The organism is Pseudomonas fluorescens, assembly GCF_001307155.1.
GTDB classification, from domain to species: domain Bacteria; phylum Pseudomonadota; class Gammaproteobacteria; order Pseudomonadales; family Pseudomonadaceae; genus Aquipseudomonas; species Aquipseudomonas helvetica.
In genome coordinates this window covers 1,439,128-1,461,448 of sequence record NZ_CP012830.1, presented here as the reverse complement: position 1 = coordinate 1,461,448, position 22,321 = coordinate 1,439,128, and the positions used below count along the sequence as shown (strand labels likewise).

At 60.6% G+C, this 22,321-nt stretch carries 21 protein-coding genes; 15 read left to right on the top strand and 6 right to left on the bottom strand.

What is annotated here, in order from left to right:
• Positions 1-231: 231 nt before the first annotated feature.
• Complete coding sequence (locus tag AO353_RS06560; RefSeq protein WP_054594222.1) at positions 232-1,752, bottom strand: aldehyde dehydrogenase family protein; 1,521 nt, start codon at positions 1,750-1,752, stop codon at positions 232-234.
• Between the two features lie 319 nt (positions 1,753-2,071).
• On the opposite strand from AO353_RS06560, the gene AO353_RS06555 reads away from it, so the two are divergent.
• From AO353_RS06555 to AO353_RS06540, 4 genes are all read left to right on the top strand, one after another.
• Positions 2,072-3,988, top strand: a complete 1,917-nt coding sequence (locus AO353_RS06555) for a sigma-54-dependent Fis family transcriptional regulator (RefSeq protein ID WP_054594221.1) — start codon at positions 2,072-2,074, stop codon at positions 3,986-3,988.
• A gap of 205 nt (positions 3,989-4,193) precedes the next feature.
• Entirely contained in the window at positions 4,194-5,543 is a 1,350-nt protein-coding gene (mpl, locus tag AO353_RS06550) for a UDP-N-acetylmuramate:L-alanyl-gamma-D-glutamyl-meso-diaminopimelate ligase (RefSeq protein ID WP_054594220.1), read from the top strand.
• The gene (ubiX, locus tag AO353_RS06545; RefSeq protein ID WP_019693823.1) at positions 5,540-6,172 is read left to right on the top strand and encodes a flavin prenyltransferase UbiX; all 633 of its coding nucleotides are present in this window, start codon (positions 5,540-5,542) and stop codon (positions 6,170-6,172) included. The genes mpl and ubiX overlap by 4 nt, the downstream gene beginning before the upstream one ends.
• Positions 6,165-6,449 (top strand): YceK/YidQ family lipoprotein, encoded by a 285-nt coding sequence (locus tag AO353_RS06540; protein WP_054594219.1) that lies wholly within the window; start codon positions 6,165-6,167, stop codon positions 6,447-6,449. Before ubiX ends, AO353_RS06540 begins: the two co-directional genes overlap by 8 nt.
• Positions 6,450-6,634: 185 nt before the next feature.
• Here AO353_RS06540 and AO353_RS06535 read toward each other — a convergent pair whose 3' ends face one another.
• From AO353_RS06535 to AO353_RS06525, 3 genes are all read right to left on the bottom strand, one after another.
• Positions 6,635-7,276 (bottom strand): oxidoreductase, encoded by a 642-nt coding sequence (locus AO353_RS06535; RefSeq protein ID WP_054594218.1) that lies wholly within the window; start codon positions 7,274-7,276, stop codon positions 6,635-6,637.
• 28 nt (positions 7,277-7,304) lie between these two features.
• The gene (locus AO353_RS06530; RefSeq protein WP_054594217.1) at positions 7,305-9,023 is read right to left on the bottom strand and encodes a C13 family peptidase; all 1,719 of its coding nucleotides are present in this window, start codon (positions 9,021-9,023) and stop codon (positions 7,305-7,307) included.
• A gap of 246 nt (positions 9,024-9,269) precedes the next feature.
• Positions 9,270-9,725, bottom strand: coding sequence for a MaoC family dehydratase (locus AO353_RS06525; protein WP_019693819.1), 456 nt, complete (start codon positions 9,723-9,725; stop codon positions 9,270-9,272).
• Positions 9,726-9,919: 194 nt separating this feature from the next.
• Here AO353_RS06525 and AO353_RS06520 point away from each other — a divergent pair, with 194 nt between their 5' ends.
• From AO353_RS06520 to AO353_RS06510, 3 genes are read left to right on the top strand one after another with little or no spacing between them, the layout of a single operon-like run.
• Entirely contained in the window at positions 9,920-10,282 is a 363-nt protein-coding gene (locus AO353_RS06520) for a CidA/LrgA family protein (RefSeq protein ID WP_054594216.1), read from the top strand.
• Positions 10,282-10,998, top strand: coding sequence for an LrgB family protein (locus tag AO353_RS06515; RefSeq protein ID WP_054594215.1), 717 nt, complete (start codon positions 10,282-10,284; stop codon positions 10,996-10,998). The genes AO353_RS06520 and AO353_RS06515 overlap by 1 nt, the downstream gene beginning before the upstream one ends.
• A 10-nt stretch (positions 10,999-11,008) precedes the next feature.
• Positions 11,009-11,599, top strand: coding sequence for an LON peptidase substrate-binding domain-containing protein (locus tag AO353_RS06510; RefSeq protein WP_054594214.1), 591 nt, complete (start codon positions 11,009-11,011; stop codon positions 11,597-11,599).
• Positions 11,600-11,801: 202 nt separating this feature from the next.
• Here the strand turns inward: AO353_RS06510 and AO353_RS06505 are convergent, their stop codons facing one another.
• Positions 11,802-13,118, bottom strand: a complete 1,317-nt coding sequence (locus tag AO353_RS06505) for a bifunctional DedA family/phosphatase PAP2 family protein (RefSeq protein WP_054594213.1) — start codon at positions 13,116-13,118, stop codon at positions 11,802-11,804.
• A 91-nt stretch (positions 13,119-13,209) separates the two neighbouring features.
• Positions 13,210-13,896 carry a DNA-3-methyladenine glycosylase gene (locus AO353_RS06500; protein ID WP_054598187.1) on the bottom strand — a complete coding sequence of 229 codons (687 nt, stop codon included), beginning with the start codon at positions 13,894-13,896 and terminating at the stop codon, positions 13,210-13,212.
• Positions 13,897-14,058: 162 nt separating this feature from the next.
• On the opposite strand from AO353_RS06500, the gene AO353_RS06495 reads away from it, so the two are divergent.
• The 8 genes from AO353_RS06495 (at position 14,059) to AO353_RS06460 (ending at position 22,147) form a co-directional block, all read left to right on the top strand.
• A complete protein-coding gene (locus AO353_RS06495; RefSeq protein WP_054594212.1) occupies positions 14,059-15,330 on the top strand; it encodes a glutamate-5-semialdehyde dehydrogenase in 1,272 nt (423 codons plus the stop codon).
• On the top strand, positions 15,299-16,021 hold the full coding sequence (gene nadD / locus AO353_RS06490) for a nicotinate-nucleotide adenylyltransferase (RefSeq protein WP_237142966.1): 723 nt from the start codon (positions 15,299-15,301) through the stop codon (positions 16,019-16,021). The genes AO353_RS06495 and nadD overlap by 32 nt, the downstream gene beginning before the upstream one ends.
• A 73-nt stretch (positions 16,022-16,094) precedes the next feature.
• Positions 16,095-16,589, top strand: coding sequence for a ribosome silencing factor (rsfS, locus tag AO353_RS06485; protein ID WP_054594210.1), 495 nt, complete (start codon positions 16,095-16,097; stop codon positions 16,587-16,589).
• A 9-nt stretch (positions 16,590-16,598) separates the two neighbouring features.
• Complete coding sequence (gene rlmH, locus AO353_RS06480) at positions 16,599-17,066, top strand: 23S rRNA (pseudouridine(1915)-N(3))-methyltransferase RlmH (protein ID WP_003185785.1); 468 nt, start codon at positions 16,599-16,601, stop codon at positions 17,064-17,066.
• 12 nt (positions 17,067-17,078) lie between these two features.
• Positions 17,079-18,974: a penicillin-binding protein 2 gene (gene mrdA, locus AO353_RS06475; protein WP_054594209.1), complete on the top strand. Its 1,896-nt coding sequence runs from the start codon at positions 17,079-17,081 to the stop codon at positions 18,972-18,974.
• A 31-nt stretch (positions 18,975-19,005) separates the two neighbouring features.
• Positions 19,006-20,109, top strand: coding sequence for a rod shape-determining protein RodA (gene rodA / locus AO353_RS06470; RefSeq protein WP_054594208.1), 1,104 nt, complete (start codon positions 19,006-19,008; stop codon positions 20,107-20,109).
• A gap of 17 nt (positions 20,110-20,126) precedes the next feature.
• On the top strand, positions 20,127-21,137 hold the full coding sequence (gene mltB / locus AO353_RS06465; RefSeq protein ID WP_054594207.1) for a lytic murein transglycosylase B: 1,011 nt from the start codon (positions 20,127-20,129) through the stop codon (positions 21,135-21,137).
• Positions 21,137-22,147, top strand: coding sequence for a septal ring lytic transglycosylase RlpA family protein (locus tag AO353_RS06460; protein ID WP_054594206.1), 1,011 nt, complete (start codon positions 21,137-21,139; stop codon positions 22,145-22,147). Before mltB ends, AO353_RS06460 begins: the two co-directional genes overlap by 1 nt.
• Positions 22,148-22,321: the final 174 nt, after the last annotated feature.

Here is a 22,321-nt window from a genome sequence, read left to right as displayed (position 1 = left end):
TTTTATTGTTCGATCTGTTGGACTTTCGGGTGTGGCGGTTTGGGTGGATCGACGCTGTTCACGCAGCGGGTAATCTGTCGAACGGGCACGCAAGGCCCGTGCCAGAGCGGCAGGGCAATGTAGGTTGTGTCAATGAAGGCGCCATCGCTGGCAAGCCATGCTCCTACAGGGGGGTGTGATTTGTAGGAGCAAGGCTTACCCGCGATAGCTGTTACGCGATTTCGCGCGGGGTTAGAAGAAACCCAGTGGATTGATGTCGTAGCTCACCAGCAGGTTTTTGGTCTGTTGGTAGTGGTCGAGCATCATTTTGTGGGTTTCACGGCCGACACCGGACTTCTTGTAACCACCGAACGCGGCGTGGGCCGGGTACAGGTGGTAGCAGTTGGTCCAGACGCGCCCGGCCTTGATCGCCCGGCCCATGCGGTAGGCGCGGTTGATGTCGCGGGTCCAGAGACCGGCACCAAGGCCGAACTCGGTGTCGTTGGCAATCGCCAGGGCTTCGGCTTCGTCCTTGAAGGTGGTGATGCTCACCACCGGGCCAAAGATTTCTTCCTGGAACACGCGCATTTTGTTGGTGCCCTTGAGCAGGGTCGGCTGGATGTAATACCCGGTCGCCAGGTTGCCCTCGAGTTTTTCCACCTTGCCGCCAGTCAGCAACTCGGCACCTTCGCCTTTGGCGATTTCCAGGTACGAGAGGATCTTGTCGAATTGCTGCTCGGACGCCTGGGCGCCGACCATGGTGTCGGTGTCCAGCGGGTCGCCACGTTTGATTTGCAGGACCTTCTTCATCACCACTTTCATGAAGTCGTCGTAGATCGACTCTTGCACCAGTGCGCGGGACGGGCAGGTGCAGACTTCGCCCTGGTTGAAGAACGCCAGTACCAGGCCTTCGGCAGCTTTTTCGATGAAGGTCGGTTCGGCTTGCATGATGTCGGCGAAGAAGATGTTCGGCGATTTGCCGCCCAGTTCCACAGTGGACGGAATGATGTTTTCGGCAGCGCATTTCATGATGTGCGAGCCGACCGGGGTTGAGCCGGTAAAGGCAATTTTGGCAATACGTTTGCTGGTGGCCAGGGCTTCACCGGCTTCTTTGCCGAAACCTTGCACGACGTTCAGCACGCCAGGCGGCAGCAGGTCGCCGATCAGTTCCAGCAGGACGGTAATGCCCAGCGGGGTTTGCTCGGCGGGCTTGAGCACCACGCAGTTGCCGGCGGCCAGTGCCGGGGCAAGTTTCCAGGCGGCCATCAGGATCGGGAAGTTCCACGGGATGATCTGCCCGACCACGCCCAGCGGTTCGTGAATGTGATAAGCCACGGTGTTGCCGTCGATTTCCGCGGCGCTGCCTTCCTGAGCGCGCAGGCAACCGGCGAAGTAGCGGAAGTGGTCAGCGGCCAGCGGGATGTCGGCGTTGAGGGTTTCACGCACGGCTTTGCCGTTGTCCCAGCTTTCGGTGATTGCCAGGACTTCGAGGTTTTGCTCGATGCGGTCGGCGATTTTCAGTAGCACCAGCGAGCGCGCCTGAGCAGAAGTGCTGCCCCAGGCATCGGCGGCTGCATGGGCAGCGTCCAGGGCTTTTTCGATGTCTTCGGCCGTGGAGCGGGGGAATTCGGCAATTGGTTGGCCGTTGACCGGGGAAGTATTGGTGAAGTACTGACCTTTGACAGGCGCGACGAATTCGCCACCGATGTAGTTGCCGTATTTACTCTTGAACGAAACGATAGCGCCTTCAGTACCTGGGTGAGCGTAACGCATGGTGAGTATCTCCTTGGCTTTTGTGCTTATAAGGGAGTACGCGCAGTAAGCGCTTGAGAAGCGTAGAGCAAAGGTCGGGCCAGTGCTTTGCGGATCAGGTAAATCAAGGGCTTACGGTTTTTTTGAGGGGGTGGTGGTACAGAGCCTGTGACAGATGTGGTACAGGCCTTGTGACAGTTTGTACCGCTTGTGGCACAGCCTGTGACCGGGCGGTCTTGCCAGCATTGCAAAGCAATCGAGGCAGGAGGATGCTGGGCGCCACAAGGTGGTGACAGTCCTTCATTGGGCCCAGCACAGTGTTCGGAGAGAATAATAAAAAATGCACAGCAACCATTTGAGTCGCCATGCCCAGCAAGTCTTGACCGTGACCCAGGGCAAATCCCATTTGCACGGTCCCGGTAGCGATCCGTCCATCGCCCGTTCCTGGCTGCGTTGTCTTGAGGACTATCACCTCGACCCGGCCCTGACCATGGCGCCGACGGTGCTTGAACACGGTCGTGTGCTGGAGAGTCGCGAGCGCTTGCAGCAAGTCCTGCAGATTGCCGGTGGCGAAATGACCAGCCTGCATCAACAACTTTCCGGTGCCGGACACGCCGTGCTGTTGACCGACGCCCGCGGGGTGATCCTCAACTGTGTCACCGCGCCTGCCGAACGGAAGATTTTCGAGCGTGCCGGCCTGTGGCTTGGCGCCGACTGGAGTGAAGCCTGCGAAGGTACCAATGGTATCGGCACCTGCCTGGTGGAGCGGCAGTCGCTGACCATTCACCAGGATGAGCATTTTCGGGGACGTCATACAGGGCTGACCTGTTCGGCGAGCCCGGTGTTCGACCCGCATGGCGAACTGCTGGCGGTACTCGACGTTTCGTCGGCGCGCCACGATGTCTCGCGTCAGAGCCAGTTTCACACCATGGCGCTGGTCAATCTCTCGGCGAAGATGATCGAGAGCTGCTACTTCCTGCGTTACTTCGACAATCAATGGCTGCTGCGCTTTCACTTGCAGGCCGAGTCGGTCGGGCTGTTCAGCGAAGGGCTGCTGGCGTTCGACGGCGAAGGGCGGATAAGTGCGGTCAATCAGAGTGCGCTGAACCTGCTGGGGCATATTCGTGGCGGGTTGCTGGGTCAACCGGTCGAGGCATTTTTCGATTGCTCGCTGGACGAACTGCTGGGGCGTGCGAGCGTTAACGCCGCGGCCAGTTGGCCACTGCGCACTCGCGATGGGCGGGTGTTGTTTGCGCTGTTGCGCGGCCAGCCGCGTAACGTACCGACCCCGGTGCTGCAACCGCCGCTCATTGCCGAACGCCCGGTTCTTACGGGTATTTGTCTGGGGGATGAAGGGCTGCAGGCTGATTTTCGCAAAGCCTTGCGGGTCTTCGAACGTGATGTGCCGCTGTTGATCAACGGTGAAACCGGCTCAGGTAAAGAAGCCTTCGCCAAGGCCGTGCACCAGGCCAGTCAGCGCGCCGACAACGCCTTCGTTGCGCTGAACTGTGCAGCGATCCCGGAAAGCCTGATCGAGAGCGAACTGTTCGGCTATCGCGGCGGCAGTTTCACTGGCGCACGCAAAGAGGGCATGCGCGGCAAGTTGCAGCAGGCCGATGGCGGCACGCTGTTCCTCGACGAAATCGGCGACATGCCGCTGGCGTTGCAAACCCGACTATTAAGGGTGCTGGAAGATCGGCAGGTGGTGCCGATCGGTGGCGAGCCGCTGCCGGTCAACGTGCGGATCATCAGTGCCACTCACCGGAATTTGCTCGAACGGGTGCAGGACGGCAGTTTCCGTGAAGATTTGTATTACCGCCTCAATGGTCTGGAAATCGCCTTGCCAGCGTTGCGCGAACGCAGCGACAAGTCGCAGTTGCTGGACTTTTTGCTGGCTGAAGAGTCGGGCGGGGAGGCGGTGCTGATTGACGCTGCGGCGCGACAGGCGCTGCTCGACTACGCCTGGCCGGGTAACGTGCGGCAATTGCGCAATGTGCTGCGGACCCTGGCTGCGTTATGCGATGACGGACGGATCCGAGTTGAGGATTTGCCGGCGATTATTCGCCAGGCTCGACCGGCTCCAGTGTTGGCGCAGGTGGAAGAGGTGTCCGAATATCCGCTGGACGATGCCGAACGCCTGGCGTTGCTCAATGCCCTGGAGCAGCAGCGTTGGCACATGACCCATACCGCGGAACAACTGGGAGTCAGCCGCAACACCCTCTATAGAAAACTGCGCAAGCACGGAATAGCCCGTTAAACCGCACGGAGCACACTTTTGTGGCGAGGGAGCTTGTCGGAACGCCGCACCGTCCCGCTGGGGCGCGAAGCGGCCCTAAAAATGGGACTGCTACGCAGCCCAGCGGGAGCAAGCTCCCTCGCCACAGTGGTCGTGGTCATCTCACTAAAGAGTGCGATTTTCCCCTCCCTACGCTAACCTGCCTCGATGTTTTACGAGGTTGACTATGCACATTCATATTCTGGGTATTTGCGGCACTTTCATGGGTTCGATGGCGGTCCTGGCCAAAGAGCTGGGCCATCATGTGACGGGCTCCGATGCCAACGTCTACCCGCCGATGAGCACTCAGTTGCAGGCGCAGGGCATCGAGCTGACGCAAGGCTATGATCCAGCCCAACTCGATCCGGCCCCGGATCTGGTGGTGATCGGCAATGCGATGTCGCGCGGCAACCCGGCGGTCGAATACGTATTGAACAAAGGCTTGCCGTACGTCTCCGGTCCGCAATGGCTGGCCGACCACGTGCTGCAAGGCCGCTGGGTGCTGGCGGTTGCCGGCACTCACGGCAAGACCACCACCAGCAGCATGCTCGCCTGGGTGCTGGAACACGCCGGCATGAGCCCGGGCTTTTTGATCGGCGGCGTGCCGCAGAACTTCTCGGTATCGGCGCGTCTGGGTGAGACGCCGTTCTTCGTGATCGAAGCCGATGAATACGACAGCGCCTTTTTCGACAAGCGTTCGAAATTCGTTCACTACCGTCCGCGTACCGCGATCCTCAATAACCTTGAGTTCGATCACGCCGACATCTTCCCTGATCTGCCGGCCATCGAGCGACAGTTCCACCATTTGGTGCGGACCATCCCGAGTGAAGGCCTGGTGATCCACCCGACCACCGAACCTGCGTTGCAGCGCGTGATCGAAATGGGTTGCTGGACGCCGGTGCAAACCACCGGCGCCGGCGGGCAGTGGCAGGTCAAGTTGCTCAGCGAAGACGGCTCGAAGTTTGAAGTGATGTTCGAAGGCGTCGCCCAAGGCGTGGTCGAATGGGACATGACCGGCCAGCACAACGTTGCCAACGCCTTGGCCACTCTGGCGGCCGCGCGGCATGTAGGCGTGGTTCCGAGTATGGGCATCGCTGCCTTGAGCGCGTTCAAGAGCGTCAAGCGGCGCATGGAAAAAGTCGCTGAAGTTCACGGCGTCACCATCTACGACGACTTCGCTCACCATCCGACCGCCATTGCGACCACCCTTGACGGTCTGCGCAAACGCATCGGCGACGCCCCGTTGATCGCGATCATCGAGCCGCGTTCCAACTCGATGAAGCTTGGCGCGCACCGTGACGGTTTGCCGGAAAGCGTGGTCGATGCCGATCAGGTGATCTGGTACGCACCGGCCAACCTCGGCTGGGACTTGCCCGCCGTTGCTGCGCTGTGCACCGTGCCGTCGATGGTCTGTGACTCGCTGGATGGCATTATCGAGCAGGTGAAGAGCCAGGCTAAACCCGGCACCCACGTGGTGATCATGAGCAACGGCGGCTTCGGCGGCCTGCATGGCAAATTGGCCGAGGCGCTTAAATGAGTAACGGTCCGGATCGCATCACGCTGGCCATGACCGGCGCTTCCGGCGCCCAGTACGGTTTGCGCCTGCTCGATTGCCTGGTGCGCGAAGACCGCGAGGTGCACTTCCTGATCTCCAAGGCGGCGCAACTGGTGATGGCGACCGAGACCGACGTCACGCTGCCGCCGAAACCGCAGATGATGCAGGCCTTCCTCACTGAATACACTGGCGCGGCTGCCGGGCAGATTCGGGTGTATGGCAAGGAAGACTGGATGTCGCCCGTGGCCTCGGGCTCCGGCTCGCCGGCCGCGATGGTGGTGGTGCCGTGCTCGACCGGGACCTTGTCGGCGATTGCCACAGGTGCCTGCAACAACCTGATCGAGCGCGCCGCCGACGTGACCTTGAAAGAGCGTCGGCAGTTGATTCTGGTGCCACGCGAGGCGCCGTATTCCAGTATTCACCTGGAAAACATGCTCAAGTTGTCGAACATGGGCGTGACCATTCTGCCGGCCTCGCCGGGTTTCTATCACCAGCCGCAGACCATCGATGATCTGGTGGACTTTGTCGTGGCGCGGATTCTCAATCTGTTGAACATCCCGCAAGACATGCTGCCGCGTTGGGGTGAACACCATTTGAGCAGTGATGAATAAGCTATTGAGTCTTCTGCTCGCCCTGCAATTGGGCGGTTGTGCCACCGCACGCACATTGGACGCGGCCAAGCCTGGCGCACCAGTGGTGTACTCGGGGATGCGCCTTGACCTGTACGCGCTCGACGGCGGTTGCTGCGCCAAGGATCGTTTTGGCGCCGAAGCACCGAGCTACCCCGGCCTCGACCTGCCGGCCAGCGCGCTGCTCGACACGCTGCTGTTGCCGCTATCGGTGTTGACGGTGTTAGGGGTAGGGTTTCAGGCAACTGGCGGGTTGTAAGGGCTGACACAATCTTTGTGGCGAGGGAGCTTGTCGGAACGCCGCACCGTCCCGCTGGGGCGCGAAGCACCCCCAAAACTTGCCGCCGTGACTCTTCAGGCAAATCAAATTGACCGGATTACGACTGCTGCGCAGCCGAGCGGGAGCAAGCTCCCTCGCCACAGGGAACCGCGTAGCATCGAAGGTTACTTACCGAGCTTGCGCAATTCGTCCGACTCGACAATCCGCAAGCCATCCTGTTCTTCCAGCGCCAGGCGCCACATGGCGCGGGCCAGTTGGCAGGCTTCGATGCCGTGGTATTTGCCGGGAATCAGTTTGGACAGCGGGCCTGCCAGTTGTTCGGCGAGTCGCGGTTCAAGGCGATCTCCCAGTAGCAGGGAAGGTCGGCAGATAGTCAGTTGCGGCCAGTTCTGTGCGCGCAATGCGTATTCCATCTCGCCCTTGACCCGGTTGTAGAAAACCGAGGATCTGCGGTCAGCCCCCAGGGCGCTGATCACGATCAAGTGCCGTGCGCCCATTTCCCGTGCACGTTTGGCGAACGCCACCACCAGGTCCAGATCGACTGCGCGAAAGGCTTGTTCGGAGCCGGCCTGTTTGATCGTCGTGCCCAGGCAGCAGTAGGCAATGTCGACGCGGCCACTGAGTTGGGGGAGAAGCACCGCCGGATCGCCAACCGGGTTTTCCAGATGAGGATGTTCCGCCAGTGGTCGGCGTGACGGTGCCAGTACGCGGCTGATGGTCGGTTCGTTGAGCAGCCGATCAAGTAAGTGTTCACCGACCAGGCCGGTGGCTCCAGCGAGCAATACATGCTGAGGCGTCAAGTACATAATGTTTCCCCCTTGATACTGTTTCAGCTTAGTTGCTCTTTGCTTCCTTGCTGGTTAATGCAGCACTTTGCAGTGCCTTGCGTGCTTGTTGCTTGCGCAGTAATTGCCAATGCGCCAACACCCCTTTTGGCGCCCAGATCTGTGGTTCCGATGCCTCGAAGCTGTCTGCCAGTTCACGCTCGGCGACCGTGGCCTTGGCCAGTTTGAATGCCTGCTCAAGATCGTCGGTCTGGTTCAGTGCCTGAACGAACAACGCGTCGCCGAAGTAAGTGAAGTCAGCTTCCTCCGAGCAGCCGAACGACACTCGATCGGCGCGCGAGGCGGTCATGATCAGTGTGCGTTCGTCTTTGAGTGCCGGGATAAAACCGCCGGAGTAGCAGGCCGAAATCACGATGATCTTGTCGCGGTTTTTCAGTGGTGCGAGGACGGCGGCCAATTCGTCAGCCGGCAAATCGGCCAGTTCCATGCGCGGTTGGTCGAGCACCAGTTCATGTTCGTGGGTGCCGTGGCTGGTCAGGTAGATGAATATCAGGTCTTCCGGCCCGCTGCGTTCGGCCAGGGTCAGGGCGGCGCGGCGCAGGTTCTCGCGCGTGGCCATCGGCCGGTCGCCGAGGTGGTCGCGATGGTTGACCAGGCGGATCTGGCCGTAGGCGCCGAAGCGGCTGGCGAGCATGTTGCTGACGTAATCGGACTCGCGCAGAAAAACGCTCTGCTTGCCGTCGCCGCCCACGGTCAGGGTGTACAACTCGATCGCCGGGGTCGAGGCCGGCACATTGGCCAGCGCGTCTTCGAGCAGGCGCCCTTGCGCCAGTAACCCCAACTCGAGGGTGTCCGGCAGCAACTTGCCATTGGCATCGCGTACACGCTGGCCATTGATCCAGTCGCCGCTTTGCACGGTGCCATCCGTCAGCACCAGCGTGCCGTGCCCTTGATAGCTGTCGTTATCGAACTCACCGATGTAGAAGCTGCCGTCCGCCAGGTTCAAACGGCCTTGGCCGGTGAAACGCCAATCACTGAATTGGCCGATGTAGTGGCTGTTGTCGGCGCCGATCAATTCGCCTTTGCCGTTCAGCGCGCCTTCCTTGAACTGGCCGACCCACACGTCGCCATCGGCGTTCTCGTAGCGACCTTTGCCGTTCAGCTGATTCTGTTTGAAACCACCGACGTAGCTATCGCCCTCGGCACTGCTGAAGGTGCCGTTGCCTTCCAGCTGGCCGTCGACAAAAGTACCGGTGAACTGGTTGCCGCTGGCATCGCCACGCTGGCCCTCACCGTTGGGTTTGCCGTTGGCGAACTGGCCCTGATACTGGCTGCCGTCTTCAAGTTCGAGACGACCGAGGCCGGAATACTGATCGGCCTTGAACTCTCCACGGTAAGTCATGCCATCTTCTTTGAGGGTGCCTTCACCGTCGCGCCGCCCGAGTTTGAAGCCGCCGGTGTAGCTGCTGCCGTTGGTGGTCAGCGTGCCTTGACCATGGAACAGCCCCTGCTGGAACTCCCCGCGATAAACCTCGCCGTTGCTGCCGTGCCATTCGCCCTGACCGTGCCACTGACCCTTGTCGAACTGGCCGGCGTACCAGCTGCCGTTCGGGTAGTCGATCCGGCCCTGGCCTTGCAGCAACCCATTGACCAGATCACCCCGATAGCGACCGCCATCGGGCAGGCGTGCGTCGGGCGGCAACAGCGATTCGCCGTCACCACACGCGGTGAGCAACAGGGTCAGGGCAAGGGGTGCAAGTGAGCGCATAGCGGGATCCGGGCAATTAGGCGAGGGAGTATGCCGCAGCTATGTGTCTGATATATAGAGACGCGGTGCGAAACAGCAGGAACTCCGACCGCGTAAAAACTACTGCGCTCGGAAATACTGCGTTGAAAAAAGGTTCGGACTGCTCATTTACAGCACGTAAACTCCGCGTCCTCACCTTTTTTCGCCTTGTCTTTCCTTCGCTCGCTACGTTTTTACGCGGTCTGTTCGCTTCGCATCCGGCAGGGGTTACACGAACGCCAGCGACAACGGTTCAGCGATGTATGCCGGTTTTTCCTGGCCTTCGATTTCCAGCGTGGCGGTGGCCTTGAGCAGCCATTGGCCGGGTTTCTTTTCGGTGACGTCGCTCAGTTCGACCTTGAGCCGGACTCTGGAGTCGACCTTCACCGGTTGAATGAAACGCACGCTGTCCAGGCCGTAATTGACGACCATCTTCAAGCCTTGCGGCAGGACCAGGATGTCTTCCATCAGCTTCGGGATCAGCGACAGTGACAGGAAGCCGTGGGCGATCGTGCTGCCAAACGGGGTTTGTGCGGCTTTTACCGGGTCAACGTGGATGAACTGATAATCGCCTGTAGCTTCAGCGAACAGGTTGATGCGGTCCTGATCGATCGTGAGCCATTCGGAACGTCCGAGTTCCTTGCCGACATAATCTTTGAGCTCTGCAACGGGAACATAGGGCATTGAGACTCTCCTTGGGTTCATCGGTTTTATAGTTTTTTCAGGTGGGGGGTTGGCCCCGGAACAACCACTTTAGATCATCATGGCGATTAGGTCCGGTCAAGCTTCCATACCTTTGGCGAATACCCATGCATAGCGAGTGCCATGCTTATAATGTCCGGCCCGCTTGTGGGGACGAGTTTTGCTGGAGATGACGGATGTTGCTACGTGGCCTGACCTGGCTGGTGCTGTTTCAATTGCTCGGCACGGCCCTCAACCATTTGTTATTACCGGTGCTGCCAGGGCCGATTATCGGCCTGTTGCTGCTGCTGGGGTTCCTGGTCATTCGTGGCGAAGTGGCTGAACCCCTGAGCCTGGCGGCTGGTAGCCTGCTGCGTTATTTGCCCTTGCTGCTGGTGCCGCCAGCGGTGGGCGTGATGGTATACGCCGCCGATATCGCGGCGGATTTCTGGGCCATCGTTGGCGCACTGGTGTTGTCGTTGCTGCTGTCCATGGCGTTCGCCGGAGTCTTGATGCAACGGCTGATCAAGCGCCACGTCGTGCGCTCGGAGGAGTCGTGATGATATTCGACTGGCAGGGTGCGCTGGCGGCAGTGATTCATCACCCGCTGTTCGGTATTGGCGTTACCTTGGGCGCCTATCAACTGGTGTTGGCAGCGTTCGAGAAAACCCGCTGGATCTTCCTGCAGCCCGTGCTGGTATCGATGCTGCTGGTGATCGGCGTGTTGCTCGCGTGCGGGCTGACGTATGCCGAATACCGCAAAAGTACCGAGATCCTCAGCATTCTGCTGGGGCCGGCGACCGTTGCGTTGGCGGTGCCGCTCTACCTGAACCTGCGGCGGATTCGGCAGCTGTTCTGGCCGATATTTACTACGCTGGTGATAGGTGGTGTGGTTGCCACCGGCATGGGCGTGCTGCTGGGTTGGTGGTTTGGCGCCGAGCACATGATCCTGATGACCATGGCGCCCAAATCGGTTACCTCGCCGATTGCCATGCTGGTGGCTGAGCAGATTGGCGGAGTGGCGGCGCTGGCGGCGGTGTTCGTGTTGATCACCGGGGTGATTGGCGCCATTTTCGGTCCGAGCCTGTTGAACCGGCTTGGTGTGCACAGCCCGGAGGCCCGCGGTATGGCGCTGGGTATGACCGCTCACGCGGTCGGGACTGCGGTGGCGATGCAGGAAAGTGAGGAGTGCGGCGCCTTCGCGGCGCTGGCGATGAGTCTGATGGGCGTGGCCACGGCGGTGTTCCTGCCGTTGGCGGTGTCGATGGTGGTGTAAGGAAATGTCTATGAGCTTGCCGCTTTTTCCACTGAATACGGTGCTGTTTCCTGGCTGCATCCTCGACTTGCAGATTTTTGAGGCGCGCTACCTGGACATGATCAGCCGCTGCATGAAGCAGGGGACCGGCTTCGGCGTGGTGTGCATTCTCGACGGCGAAGAAGTCGGCATTGCCCCGCAAGGCTATGCGCTGGTGGGATGCGAAGCGCTGATTACCGATTTCAAGCAGCAGGATAATGGTCTGCTGGGTATTCGGGTGCAGGGCGGGCGGCGCTTCCATGTACTGCGTACCGAGACTCAGCGCGATCAGTTGACCGTCGCCGAGGTCGAGTGGCTGGAGGACGAACCGGAGCAACCGCTACAGGACGAAGACGCCGACCTGGTCGCACTGCTCAAGGCCTTGGCTGAACACCCGATGGTCGAAGCGCTGAACATGGGCACCGACGCGGCCGGGCAGCAGTCACTGGCCAATCAATTGGCGTACCTGCTGCCGTTTTCTGAGGTGGACAAGATCGAACTGCTGCAACTCGACAACCCGCAGCAGCGCCTGGATGCGATTCAGGCGTTGCTGGACGAGTTGCAGGGGGAATTGTTTGCCTAACGCTTGTCAGTCTCTGTACGAAAACTACCTGCGCGTCGACCAGACTGCGTTAAAAACAGGCTCGGACGAACGGAGTGAGAACGTCCGAAGGGCGGCCCGAAGGGGCCGCGCAGCGGATAATGCTCATTTAGGGGCCTAAACTCCGCTTCCTCGCCTGTTTTTGCCTTGCCTGATCGCCGCTCGGCGAGTTTTCGTACAGATCCTAGTAGGCATACCGCTGCAATGTATGAGGCAAGTGCCACAGCGCGAAGAACCCGAACAATGCCAGCATTACCGGCAACACCGACCACCAGACCTTGGCCGGCATAGGGCTCAAGGGTGTCTGGCGCTGGGTCACGGCCAGGCTGGCAGCACACACGCACGCCGCCAGCATCGCGCCGGCGGTTATATCGGTTGGCCAATGTGCGCCGAGATAAACCCGCGACAGGGCGATGGCGGCAGGCGGCAGGCAACCGAGCAGCAACCAGGTCAGGCGCATGCGCTGAGGTTGTCCTCGGCCGGCCAGCACCGCGAGGGTCAGGAACAACGCAAACGAACCTGACGCATGACCACTGGGCATGCTGTAGCTGGTCAGTGGGTCGGTCAGTACTTCCGGGCGCATCCGGGCGAACAGGTTCTTGGTTCCGGTGTTCAGCAGCGCGGTGATCAGCAGCGTACAGCCGGCGAAGATCATGTGCCGCCATTGGCGTGTGATCAGTAGCAGGATCGTCAGCGCCGCGCTGATCACAAACATGTTTTTGAAATCGCCGACCTGGGTGAGCACTACCGCGATTTCATCCAGCGCCGGGCTGCGGTGTTCTTGAACCAGCGTCATCAAGCCTTGATCGAAGGCGCTCAGGTGCGGATAGCCTATGAACAGCCCGCCGAGTATCAGCAGGCTGAGGCCGGCAATCAGTGCGGTGGCCTGGCGATGACCGCGCAAGCTGCTGTTGATGCTCAGGCCCACCAATACCGCGATACTGCCGACGACCACTCCGGCTTGAGGCCAGAAACCTTCCGGCAGCGGCAGGCGAATCGCCGCGCCCGTGGCCCAGCCCGGCAGCAGATAGGCCACCGACCAGCCGGCACCCGCCAGCAAGCTGACCGCAAAGAAGCGCGGGAACGGCATGTCGAACATTCCGGCAACCATTGGCAGCATCGGGCGCAAAGGGCCGATAAAGCGCCCGACCAATAAGCTCGCGATGCCATAGCGCTGGAAATAGTTTTCAGCGCCGCTGATCCATTCCGGATGGTGGCGCAGCCCTGGCAAGCGCCGAATGTTCTGGTGGAAGTGCCTGCCCAGGAAGTACGACAGCAGATCGCCGAACAGGCCGCCAAGGAAGCCCAGCAGCAGTGTTTCGCCCAGCGACAACGCGCCGCTGCCGGCCAGTACCGTGATGGCAAACAGCAACACGATGCCGGGCACGATCAGCCCGACAATTGCCAGGCACTCAACGCAGGCCACTATGAATACCGCCACCGCCAGCCATTGCGGATTGACCGTCAACCAGACAGTCAGGCTATCGAGCCATGGGCCCATACGTACAACTCCATCAAATCATCAAATGAACTGAGGGAGCGAGCAAGCTCGCTCCCTCAGTGGGTGTTTTTGCTGCAGACCGCAGCACCAATCAGGGAAGCAGGAAATAGTCGCGGTTTTCGACCTGGCCGCGTCGCAGGGGGTTCCGGGTGCAGTAGGGTGCGTAAGCGCCGTCGACGAAGCGGTACATCAGGTGTTCATCGCGGCCATGAGGAATCCCCAGGCGTGTGGTCTGGATGACATGCGGAGGAGGTGCACCGACGTCTTCGACAAACAGTATTTCATGATCGAAGCGCTTGGCATCCCAGGTCGGTACTTTCAGGCCCAGCGCCTTGCACAGCAAGGTCTGACCGGCGCAGAGCTTTTGCGAGGGGCGCGGTCGGCCCTTGGCGTCGGGATTGTTGAGCAGCATCTGCGCAAGGCTCGCCGGGCCGGAGATTTCATCGACCCACGGGTAAGCCGATTTGATCAGCACCGCATTGCCCGGTCCGTGGGCGCTGAAGTTCAGTGAATCGCCGCCACGGGCGTAGTACATATAGATGTGGCCGCCATCCAGAAACAAAGCCTTACGCTTTTCTGTGTAGCCAAGCGAGGCGTGGCTGCCCTTTTCTTCGCAGTAATAGGCTTCGGTCTCGATGATCCGCGCCGAAAGCCACAGGTCACCGACCCGATGGCGGATCACTTTACCCAGCAATTCACAGGCAAGTAGCTGAGCATCGCGGTTGAAAAAGCTGTCGGGCAGGGCTTTTGGCAATTTCGCTGTGGTCAAAATAGGCATGGCGACCGAAGAGATCAGGTAAATATGACGGAATGATAACAACTGCGGACTTAATCGAGGCTGAACACTGCCCATTTCGACCATCCGCCCGTCACTGCTGTTAGTAGGAGCGCGCGACAGCTATAATCTGCCGCTTTCCTCTTTGCCAAGACCACAGAGACCATGACTGAGTCCGTTCTTGACTACATGACCCGTTTGGGTCGCGCTGCCCGCGACGCTTCCCGCGTGATCGGCCGTGCCAGTACCGCGCAGAAAAACCGCGCCCTGCTGGCTGCCGCCGACGCTTTGGATAACGCTCGCGCCGAGTTGACCGCCGCCAATGAGCTGGATCTGGCCGCAGGCCGGGCCAATGGGCTTGAGCCGGCCATGCTCGAACGTCTGGCCCTGACCCCCGCACGCATCGACGGCATGATCGTCGGTTTGCGTCAGGTGGCGGCGCTGCCCGATCCGGTTGGCGCGATCCGCGACATGAGTTACCGGCCGTCGGGTATTCAGGTCGGCAAGATGCGCGTACCCCTGGGCGTGGTCGGGATCATCTATGAGTCGCGGCCAAACGTGACCATCGATGCCGCGAGCCTGTGCTTGAAGTCGGGTAACGCAACCATCCTGCGCGGTGGTTCCGAGGCCATTCATTCCAACCGTGCGATTGCTGCCTGCATTCAGCGCGGTCTGGCTGAAGCCGGTTTGCCGGCGGCCGTGGTGCAAGTGGTCGAAACCACCGACCGTGCTGCCGTTGGTGCGTTGATCACCATGCCCGAGTATGTCGACGTGATCGTACCGCGCGGCGGCAAGGGCCTGATCGAACGGGTCAGTCGCGACGCTCGCGTGCCAGTGATCAAGCACCTGGACGGTATCTGCCACGTGTATGTCAGTGCCCACGCCGAGTTGCCGAAAGCCCAGCGCATTGCGTTCAACGCCAAGACTTACCGTTACGGCATCTGCGGCGCGATGGAAACCCTGTTGGTCGATCAAGCGGTCGCCAAGCAATTCCTGCCAGCGATGGCTGAACAGTTCCGCGAAAAAGGCGTCGAACTGCGCGGTTGCGAGCGCACCCGGGCGATCATCGACGTCGTGGCCGCGACTGAAGAAGACTGGAGCACCGAATACCTGGCGCCGATCCTGTCGATCCTGGTGGTCGACGGCCTGGACCAGGCAATCGAGCACATCAACCATTACGGCTCGCACCACACCGACTCGATCGTCAGCGAACACCAGGGCGAAGCCCGGCGTTTCGTGGCTGAAGTCGATTCGGCCTCGGTGATGATCAACACCCCGACGTGCTTTGCCGATGGCTTCGAATACGGATTGGGTGCCGAGATTGGCATTTCTACTGATAAGCTGCACGCCCGCGGCCCGGTGGGCCTCGAAGGTCTGACCTGCGAGAAGTACATCGTGGTCGGTGATGGCCAGTTGCGCGGCCAGGAGCCGGTCTGACTTGGGCGATCTCGGCCAGAGCGCCGCAGTGACCGCCAGTGAAACCGGCCCTCGGCGCATTGGCGTCCTGGGCGGGACCTTCGATCCGGTGCACATCGGCCATTTGCGCAGTGCACTGGAAGTGGCTGAATCACTGGCTCTCGATGAGTTGCGCCTGACGCCCAGCGCCAGGCCGCCGCATCGGGATACGCCGCAGGTTTCGGCGCAAGACCGTCTGGCGATGGTCGAGCGCGCGGTGGCCGGTATAGCACCGTTGGTAGTGGATGACCGCGAGCTCAAGCGCGACAAGCCGTCCTACACTATCGACACCCTGGAACTGATGCGTGCGGAACTCGCCGCTGATGACCAGTTGTTTCTACTTTTGGGCTGGGACGCATTTTGCGGCCTGCCCACTTGGCACCGCTGGGAAGAGTTGCTCCAGCATTGCCACATCCTGGTGCTGCAACGCCCGGATGCCGACAGCGAACCGCCGGATGCCTTGCGCAACCTGCTGGCAGCGCGCTCGGTGAGCGACCCGCTGGCCCTCAAAGGGTCGAGCGGACAGATTGCATTCGTCTGGCAGACGCCGCTCGCGGTATCCGCCACCCAGATCCGTCAACTGCTGGCCAGCGGTAAGTCGGTACGTTTCCTGGTGCCCGACGCGGTCCTGGCCTATATCGATGCGCACGGACTTTACCGTGCGTCGAACTGAATAGGAGTGCTTTGAGGCACGTGGCAACAACGTGTATTGAAGCGCCCGAACATACGAGCAAAACGAGTTTTATATGACTGACAAAGACGTAACTAAAGTAAAGCGCAAAGGTTCGTTCAAGAGCGCCCCGCTGCCAGTAGCGGCTGAAACCGGCCCGGCACTCGTCGGCGAAGAGCTGGTCAAGGTCGCCGTAGCGGCTCTGGAAGACGTCAAGGCCCAGGACATTCTGGTGATCGACGTTCGTGAAAAGCAGAGCATCACTGACTTCATGATCATCGCTACAGGTACTTCCAACCGTCAGATCGGCGCGATGCTGGATAAGGTCCGCGAGGCGGTCAAGGCCCAAGGCGTCAAGCCGCTGGGTGAAGAAGGCAAGGGCGACAGTGACTGGGTACTGCTGGATATGGACGATGTCATCGTACACATGATGACCGCCTCGGCCCGCCAGTTCTACGACCTGGAGCGTCTGTGGGAAGGTGCCGAGCTGAGCCGTGCCACCGATGGCAAGCACCACAGCCCTGAAGTCGGTCACGAGCATTTCACCAAGCTCAACAAAGACCAGCAATAAGGGTTCGCTGTGCGACTGCGTCTGATCGCCGTCGGTTCACGCATGCCCAAGTGGGTGGAAGAAGGCTGGCATGAATATGCCAAGCGTCTTCCTTCCGAGCTGGCGCTGGAACTGGTGGAAATTCCGCTCAACACCCGTGGCAAGAACGCTGACGTGGCGCGCTTCATTCGCCAGGAAGGCGAAGCCATGCTGGCCAAGGTCGGCCCGAATGAGCGCATCGTCACCCTCGAGGTTCACGGCAAGCCCTGGAGCACCGAGCAATTGGCGGTCGAACTGGACCGCTGGCGGCTGGACTCGCGTACGGTGAACTTCATGGTCGGCGGTCCCGAAGGGCTGGCGCCGGAAGTCTGCGCGCGGGCTGATCAGCGCTGGTCGTTGTCGCCCCTGACCCTGCCGCACCCACTGGTGCGGATCCTGATCGGTGAACAGTTGTATCGCGCCTGGACCGTGCTGTCCGGGCACCCTTACCACAAGTAGTTCAGCGCCCCCATGTCTCAGCCGATCCGCATCAAGGACCACGAGAAAGACGCCCGTCTGGTGCGCGGCCGGGTCGTGTTCGGGGCAATTGCGGTGGTCACGCTGATCGGCGTGCTGATTGCGCGGCTGTATTTCCTGCAAGTGATTCAGTACGAGTACCACTCGACGCTGTCGGAAAACAACCGCGTTCACGTTCAGCCGATTCCGCCGACTCGCGGGCTGATCTATGACCGTAATGGCGTGGTGGTGGCCGATAACCGGCCCAGCTTCAGTCTGAGCATGACCCGCGAGCGTTCGGGTGACTGGAAGCAAGTGCTCGATGTCATCGTTGAGGTGCTGCAACTGACGCCTGAAGATCGGGCGGTCTTCGAAAAGCGCATGAAGCAGGGGCGCCGACCGTTCGAGCCGGTGCCGATCCTGTTCGAGCTGACGGAAGAGCAGATCGCCCGGATCGCGGTGAATCAGTTCCGCCTGCCGGGCGTCGAAGTGGTTGCGCAACTGGTACGTCACTATCCGCAGGGTCCGCATTTTGCGCACTCGGTCGGGTACATGGGGCGGATCAACGAGAAAGAACTGAAGACTCTGGATCCGGTGGCTTACAGCGGCACCCATCAAATTGGCAAAACCGGTATCGAGCGCTTCTACGAGCCAGAATTGCACGGTCAGGTCGGTTACGAAGAAGTCGAGACCAACGCCCGTGGCCGCGTACTGCGGGTGCTCAAGCGTACCGATCCGATCCCCGGCAAGGACATCGTCCTGAGCCTGGACATCAAGTTGCAGGAAGCCGCGGAAGCCGCATTGGGCGGGCGCCGTGGTGCCGTGGTAGCGCTGGACCCGAACACCGGCGAAGTGCTGGCAATGGTCAGCCAGCCGAGTTTTGACCCGAACCTGTTCGTGACCGGCATCAGCTTCAAGGCTTACGCCGAGTTGCGTGACTCGATCGACCGGCCACTGTTCAACCGCGTGCTGCGCGGCCTGTACCCGCCGGGTTCGACCATCAAGCCGGCCGTGGCAATTGCCGGGCTGGACTCTGGCGTCGTGACGGCCTCGACCCGGGTTTTCGACCCGGGTTACTACATGCTGCCCAACTACGATCACAAATACCGTAACTGGAACCGCACCGGCGACGGCTATGTGGATCTGGACACGGCGATCATGCGTTCCAACGACACCTACTTCTACGACCTGGCGCACAAGCTGGGGATCGATCGGTTGGCGGCCTATATGGGCAAGTTCGGTATCGGCCAGAAGGTCTCGCTGGACATGTTCGAAGAGTCGCCGGGGCTGATGCCATCCCGCGAATGGAAACGCGCGACCCGACGTCAGGCGTGGTTCCCGGGTGAAACGCTGATTCTGGGGATCGGCCAGGGCTACATGCAGTCCACCCCGTTGCAGTTGGCCCAGGCCACGGCGCTGGTCGCCAACAAGGGCAAGTGGAACCGTCCGCACCTGGCGAAAACCATCGAAGGCCAGAAGCCGCAGGACCCGAACCCGATGCCGGACATCGTTCTGCGTGATGCGTCGGACTGGACCAAGGTCAACCACGGCATGCAGCAAGTGATGCACGGTGCCCGCGGCACCGCGCGTAAAGCGGCGATCGGCTCGCAATACCGGATTGCCGGCAAGTCGGGTACCGCCCAGGTGGTCGCGATCAAACAGGGCGAGAAGTACGACCGCTCCAAGGTTCAGGAACGCCACCGCGACCACGCCTTGTTCGTCGGCTTTGCGCCGGCCGACAACCCGAAAATCACCGTGGCGGTGATGGTCGAGAACGGTGAGTCCGGCTCCGGTGTCGCGGCGCCAGTGGTGCGGCAAGTCATGGATGCCTGGCTCCTGGGCCAGGACGGCCGACTCAAACCCGAGTACGACAGCCCTATCAGCGCGGAGGCTACGGCCCGTGAAGAGTAATTTTGATCGCATCCTCTCCAGTGAGGATGTGATGCGTCGCCGCGCGACGCTGTTGCAACGCCTGCACATCGATGGCCCGTTGCTGATCCTGCTGCTGATCCTCGCGGCCGGCAGCCTGTTCGTGCTGTATTCGGCGAGTGGCAAGAGCTGGGACCTGCTGGCCAAACAAGCGACTTCGTTCGGGATCGGCCTGGTGTCGATGATCGTCATCGCCCAGTTCGAACCGCGTTTCATGGCGCGTTGGGTGCCGCTGGGCTATGTGCTCGGGGTGATCTTGCTGGTGGTGGTGGACGTGATGGGCCACAACGCCATGGGCGCGACGCGCTGGATCAACATTCCCGGGGTGATTCGCTTCCAGCCCTCGGAATTCATGAAGATCCTGATGCCGGCGACGATTGCCTGGTACCTGTCCAAGCGCACGTTGCCACCGCAACTCAAGCATGTCGGGGTCAGTCTGTTCCTGATCGGCTTGCCGTTCATACTGATCGTGCGTCAGCCAGACCTCGGCACGTCGCTGCTGATCCTTGCGGGCGGTGCTTTCGTGCTGTTCATGGGTGGCCTGCGCTGGCGCTGGATCCTCAGCGTGGTCGCGGCAGCCGTGCCGGTGGCGGTCGCGATGTGGTTCTTCATCATGCATGACTACCAGAAGCAGCGGATCCTGACCTTCCTCGACCCGGAGAGCGATCCGCTCGGCACCGGCTGGAACATCATTCAGTCCAAGGCCGCCATCGGTTCCGGCGGCGTGTTCGGTAAAGGCTGGCTGCTGGGCACCCAGTCGCACCTGGACTTTCTGCCGGAAAGCCACACCGACTTCATCATTGCGGTGATGGGCGAAGAGTTCGGTCTGGTGGGCATTTGCGCCTTGCTGCTGATTTACCTGCTGTTGATTGGCCGTGGGCTGGTGATTACCGCCCAGGCGCAGACATTGTTCGGCAAATTGCTCGCCGGCAGCCTGACCATGACGTTTTTTGTTTACGTTTTCGTCAACATCGGTATGGTCAGTGGCCTGTTGCCGGTGGTGGGGGTGCCGTTGCCGTTCATTAGCTACGGCGGAACTTCGCTGGTGACGCTGCTGTCAGCGTTTGGGGTTTTGATGTCGATCCATACCCATCGTAAGTGGATCGCACAGGTTTGAATAAGGTGAAGATTTCAATGCAAGTAATGCGTGGCTGGGCGACTCGATACGCTCCGTGGGTCGGCCTGGTAAGCATCCTTGGTGCAGCGCAGGAAGCGCTGGCCGGCGATTATGAAGGCTCGCCCCAAGTGGCCGAATTCGTCGGTGAAATGACCCGCGACTATGGTTTTGCCGGTGAACAGCTGATGGGCGTGTTCCGCGAGGCCGAGCGCAAGCAATCGATTCTCGACGCGATCTCCCGACCGGCCGAGCGGGTCAAGCAATGGAAGGAATATCGCCCGATGTTCTTGACCGACGCGCGGATCGCCCGGGGCGTGGATTTCTGGCGCCAGCACGAAGCGGCGCTGGCTCGCGCCGAGCGGGAATACGGCGTTCCAGCGCAGGTGATCGTCTCGATCATCGGCGTTGAAACCTTTTTCGGCCGAAATACCGGTAATTATCGGGTGATCGACGCGTTGTCGACCCTCAGTTTCGACTACCCTCCACGTGCAGAATTCTTCCGCAAGGAATTGCGTGAGTTCCTGCTGCTGGCGCGTGAAGAGCAGGTCGATCCGCTGACGCTCAAAGGCTCGTACGCCGGCGCCATGGGCTTGCCGCAGTTCATGCCGAGCAGCTTTCGCGCCTACGCGGTGGATTTCGACGGTGATGGCCACATTAATATCTGGACCAATCCGGACGATGCCATCGGCAGCGTTGCCAGCTATTTCAAGCGTCACGGCTGGGAGGCAGGCGAACCGGTGGTCAGCCGGGCCGATGTGCGCGGCGATCAGGTCGACGACGGCTTGACCACCGGCATCGAGCCGACGAAAACCGTCGGGGAGTTGCGGGCGTTGGGCTGGTCGAGTCATGATGCGCTGCGCGATGATATGCCAGTCACGGCTTTCAGGCTTGAAGGTGACAATGGCCCTGAATACTGGATGGGCCTGAAGAATTTTTACGCGATTACGCGTTATAACCGCAGCGTGATGTACGCCATGGCTGTACATCAGTTGTCTGAAATGCTGGTCCAAGCACGGGGCGTCAAGTAATGCTGGCATCGCCAATCCGCAAACCCCTGAAGCTGGTGGCTTTCGCCGCGTTGTCGTTGCTCGTGGTCAGCTGTTCGACCAGTCGTGCACCGCAACAGAAATACACGACCGCAGTACGCGCGACACCAGGCCTGGATATCAACCGTGCCCACAAAGACGGTGCGCCGTGGTGGGATGTGGATATTTCACGGATCCCCGACGCTACGCCGACCCTGCATACCGGCCCGTACAAGGCCAACCCGTATACCGTGCTGGGCAAGACCTACTTTCCGCTGGCCGAATCCAAGCGTTATGTCGCTTCGGGCACGGCGTCCTGGTACGGCACCAAGTTTCACGGGCAGAACACCGCCAACGGCGAAGTGTATGACCTGTACGGCATGAGTGCCGCACACAAGACCCTGCCATTGCCCAGCTATGTTCGGGTCACCAACCTGGACAACAACAAGAGCGTGATCCTGCGGGTCAACGACCGTGGGCCGTTCTATTCGGATCGCATCATCGACTTGTCCTACGCCGCAGCCAAGAAGCTCGGGTATGCCGAGATTGGCACTGCGCGGGTCAAGGTTGAAGGCATCGACCCGCAAGAGTGGTGGGCGGCAAAAGGCCGACCTGCGCCGTTGATGCTCAATGAGCCGCAAGTCGCGCAAAATAGCGCACCGGTGATTACCGCGTCGGCCGGCACCGTCGAGCAATGGACGCCACCGCCGCAGCAACATGCCGCGGCCGTTGTGCCGGTGCAGCTCGATGCAAAAAAAAACGCTTCTGTACCAGCCTCTGGCCAGTATCTGCAGGTGGGCGCGTTCGCCAACCCGGACGCTGCAGAACTCCTGAGATCGAAGTTGAGCGGGATGGTGAGCGCTCCGGTGTTCATCAGCTCGATCGTGCGCAACCAACAGACACTGCATCGGGTTCGCCTGGGGCCAATCGGCTCGCAGGGTGAAATCGCGCAAGTGCAAAACAGCGTGCGCCTGGCCAATCTCGGTTCTCCGAGCCTGGTGACGGCTGAATAAGCAATTCCTGATTCAAGGTTCACTTGCGGTTTGGGGGGTGAACCTGAGTTGTTGGCTCGTTGAACAATAAAAGCCCGGCAAGGGTTAGAGAGTGAACAACTGAACACGCGATAACCCGCAGGCTCCGCGCCAAGCAGGTTGTCTGATTAGTTTTGCCCGTAGGGCAGTTTCCAT

Coding starts and splice junctions, on each gene's coding strand:
- AO353_RS06560 (WP_054594222.1), bottom strand. CDS start 1,752: ATGCGTTACGCTCACCCAGGTACTGAAGGCGCTATCGTTTCGTTCAAG.
- AO353_RS06555 (WP_054594221.1), top strand. CDS start 2,072: ATGCACAGCAACCATTTGAGTCGCCATGCCCAGCAAGTCTTGACCGTG.
- mpl (WP_054594220.1), top strand. CDS start 4,194: ATGCACATTCATATTCTGGGTATTTGCGGCACTTTCATGGGTTCGATG.
- ubiX (WP_019693823.1), top strand. CDS start 5,540: ATGAGTAACGGTCCGGATCGCATCACGCTGGCCATGACCGGCGCTTCC.
- AO353_RS06540 (WP_054594219.1), top strand. CDS start 6,165: ATGAATAAGCTATTGAGTCTTCTGCTCGCCCTGCAATTGGGCGGTTGT.
- AO353_RS06535 (WP_054594218.1), bottom strand. CDS start 7,276: ATGTACTTGACGCCTCAGCATGTATTGCTCGCTGGAGCCACCGGCCTG.
- AO353_RS06530 (WP_054594217.1), bottom strand. CDS start 9,023: ATGCGCTCACTTGCACCCCTTGCCCTGACCCTGTTGCTCACCGCGTGT.
- AO353_RS06525 (WP_019693819.1), bottom strand. CDS start 9,725: ATGCCCTATGTTCCCGTTGCAGAGCTCAAAGATTATGTCGGCAAGGAA.
- AO353_RS06520 (WP_054594216.1), top strand. CDS start 9,920: ATGTTGCTACGTGGCCTGACCTGGCTGGTGCTGTTTCAATTGCTCGGC.
- AO353_RS06515 (WP_054594215.1), top strand. CDS start 10,282: ATGATATTCGACTGGCAGGGTGCGCTGGCGGCAGTGATTCATCACCCG.
- AO353_RS06510 (WP_054594214.1), top strand. CDS start 11,009: ATGAGCTTGCCGCTTTTTCCACTGAATACGGTGCTGTTTCCTGGCTGC.
- AO353_RS06505 (WP_054594213.1), bottom strand. CDS start 13,118: ATGGGCCCATGGCTCGATAGCCTGACTGTCTGGTTGACGGTCAATCCG.
- AO353_RS06500 (WP_054598187.1), bottom strand. CDS start 13,896: ATGCCTATTTTGACCACAGCGAAATTGCCAAAAGCCCTGCCCGACAGC.
- AO353_RS06495 (WP_054594212.1), top strand. CDS start 14,059: ATGACTGAGTCCGTTCTTGACTACATGACCCGTTTGGGTCGCGCTGCC.
- nadD (WP_237142966.1), top strand. CDS start 15,299: ATGGCCAGTTGCGCGGCCAGGAGCCGGTCTGACTTGGGCGATCTCGGC.
- rsfS (WP_054594210.1), top strand. CDS start 16,095: ATGACTGACAAAGACGTAACTAAAGTAAAGCGCAAAGGTTCGTTCAAG.
- mrdA (WP_054594209.1), top strand. CDS start 17,079: ATGTCTCAGCCGATCCGCATCAAGGACCACGAGAAAGACGCCCGTCTG.
- rodA (WP_054594208.1), top strand. CDS start 19,006: ATGCGTCGCCGCGCGACGCTGTTGCAACGCCTGCACATCGATGGCCCG.
- mltB (WP_054594207.1), top strand. CDS start 20,127: ATGCAAGTAATGCGTGGCTGGGCGACTCGATACGCTCCGTGGGTCGGC.
- AO353_RS06460 (WP_054594206.1), top strand. CDS start 21,137: ATGCTGGCATCGCCAATCCGCAAACCCCTGAAGCTGGTGGCTTTCGCC.